This is a genomic window from Saccharopolyspora sp. NPDC002686, assembly GCF_040295745.1.
In the GTDB taxonomy this organism is placed as follows: Bacteria; Actinomycetota; Actinomycetes; order Mycobacteriales; family Pseudonocardiaceae; genus Saccharopolyspora; species Saccharopolyspora oryzae.
On record NZ_JBEOVY010000589.1, the window covers coordinates 1 to 2,360 of the forward strand.

At 71.7% G+C, this 2,360-nt stretch carries 2 protein-coding genes; both read right to left on the reverse strand.

The features are described 5' to 3' along the window. Positions 1 to 138: 138 nt before the first annotated feature. Positions 139 to 921: a hypothetical protein gene (locus ABTZ89_RS37965; protein ID WP_351054149.1), complete on the reverse strand. Its 783-nt coding sequence runs from the start codon at positions 919 to 921 to the stop codon at positions 139 to 141. 67 nt (positions 922 to 988) lie between these two features. Then, positions 989 to 2,203 carry a GNAT family N-acetyltransferase gene (locus ABTZ89_RS37970; protein ID WP_351054152.1) on the reverse strand — a complete coding sequence of 405 codons (1,215 nt, stop codon included), beginning with the start codon at positions 2,201 to 2,203 and terminating at the stop codon, positions 989 to 991. Positions 2,204 to 2,360: the final 157 nt, after the last annotated feature.

Consider the following 2,360-nt stretch of genomic DNA (forward strand, 5'->3'; position numbering starts at 1 on the left):
CGAGGAGGTCGGTCGGTCCGTGCTCCTCGGCGTGTCGGGTGCAGTTTCAATTGAAACTGTGGTCACTCGTGCCTGGGATCTGCAGTTTCAATTGAAACTGTGGTTGGGCTGAACCGGATCGGGTGTACCGGTGGTGGGTCAGAAGTCGAAGTCGCCGAAGTCTCCGAAGCCGCCGAAGTCGCCTCCGGGGTCGCCGCCGAAGTCGGCTCCGGGGTCTGCTCCGGGGTCGCCGAAGTCGCCGGCTGGGTCGCCCGGGTTGTCGGCGGCCATGCCGTCCTGGAAGCCGTCCGCGTAGGCCGCTTCGGCCGGGACCCCGGACATTCCGCTGAACAGGGCGCTCATCAGGACGAACGAGCCCACGCCCCAGGCGCCCGCGACCAGCGCGGGCTTCCACCACGGCTCGCTGTACCAGCCCTGCGGCACCGGGCGGCCTGCCACGGTTCCGCCGGGGTAGTAGTGGGGCGTCTGCTCGCTCGGGTCCGGCGAGGCCATCTGCTGGCGGCCTTCGACCTCGACCTCGCGGCGTTCGGTGACCTTGCCCGCGCCGCTCTGACCGGCCAGGTCAGGCAGCTCGGGACCCGGGTCCATGTCCATGGCGATCCGCGCCGCACGCACGTAGTAGAGCCCTTCGAGGGCGGATTCGGTGGTCAGCCGGGCCTGCTGCTCGGTGGTGGCCTGCTCCAGCTGCGAGACCGCGGCGGCGTGCCGCTCGGCGGCGTCGGCCAGCGCCTGCTTGGCGGCTTCGGTGGTGCCGATCAGGTTCAGCACCTGGCCGCCCAGCCGTTCCACCCAGCGGCGTGCTTCGGCCTTGGCGTCCGCCAGCTGCTTCTGCTGGTGTTCCACGGCTTTCTTGCGCGACCACCAGACGGCGGCGCCGATCGCCACGAGCGCGATCACGATGATCAAGACGGCGGTGGACACCCAAGACCTCCCGAAGCGGACGAATCCGTCCTCATCGACAGTACCTGGATATCGCACGAACGGGTGGTCAGAAGCCTTCCTGGCAGTGCGGTGCGAAGTCGGTCGCGAACGCCCGCGAGGCGGCGAGCAGCGCCCCCGGCTCGCGCTCGACGACCCGCCCGGTGCGCGCCAGCGCGGCCAGCGTGGTGCCGCCCAGGTAGGCGGCAGCCAGGGCTGCGACGTCCAGCGAGATCTCCCCGGCGTTCTCGGTGCGGGTGGCGGTGGCGGATCCCGCGCCGTCGGCGCGCAGCCGCCAGCGGCCCTCGTTCCACGGGCAGAAGCGGTCGGTGACGTCGAAGACCACGTCGACCGGGGCGGCGTAGCGGCGGGCCATCAGCGCGCGATCCAGGTCGACCAGCCGCACCCACAACCCGTCGAGCACTTTGCGGTCGACGGCGCGCGGGTTGACCAGCATGCCCAGTACCGGCTCGTCGATCGCGGCCTTGCGCCAGACCACCTCGGCGACCAGGTCGATGTCCAGCAGGTACCGCCACAGCGCGGCGTAGGCCTGCGGCGTCGCGGCCACGAGTTCGGCCACGTGCAGTTGGTAGGCGGGCCCGCGGCTCGTCCACTCCCGCTTGGGCCGGTAGATCGCGTATCCGTCGGGGTGCACCGCGAACCGGGGAGCGCTGACGTCGCCGCGCGCATTGGGGCTGTCGAGGACGCGGGCTTCCCAGGAGCCGTCGCTCCGGGACAGCCAACCGGGGTTGGCCGCCGCGACGGCCGGGTAGAGGGAGCGTGCGAACTCCAGCGCCTGCTCCCGGCCGACTTCGCGGACCCTCCGGCCGTCGACCTCCACAGTGGACAGGAAAGCGGCGCCGCGTGGAACTGCCAGGTGGCTCTCGAAACTGGCCAGCCCGTACCCGAAACGGCCGTAGATGCCGGCTTCCGACGCGTACAGCGCCGCGACCGGCATGCCGTCGTCGTGCAGCGCGCCGAGCTGTTCGTGCATCAGTGAGGTCAGCACGCCGCGTCGCCGGTGCCCGGGCTTGACGCCCACCGCCGTGATCGCCGCGAGCGGGCACTGCGCCGGTCCTGGCACGGTGATCTCCTGCTCGAGCCGTCCGGCCGCGCCGATCATCTCGTCGCCGTCGAAGACGCCGTGCGCGAATTCCGCGCGGAACACGTCCTCGTACGCCTCGCTCGAGGCTGCCAGCGAATCGTCGAGGAACGCCGCGGAGAACACGCCGAAGAAGTCGTCGTATTCGTCTGCCCGGAGACCGCGCGCGCTCAGCTCACCCATGTGGCCTTGATACCGAGCGAGCCACCCCGGCGCGACCCAATTCCCCCGCACGGCCGCAGCCGGGCAGTCCCCGCCGACGCGCGGCGGCGGGGGCCGGGGGTCAGGCGCCCCGCGGGGCTTCGGGGTCCGTCTCCCCCGCGGGGCTCGCGTGGGCGCG

Excerpts from the sequence above, each read along its gene's own strand:
- ABTZ89_RS37970 (WP_351054152.1), bottom strand. The coding sequence starts at position 2,203 with ATGGGTGAGCTGAGCGCGCGCGGTCTCCGGGCAGACGAATACGACGAC.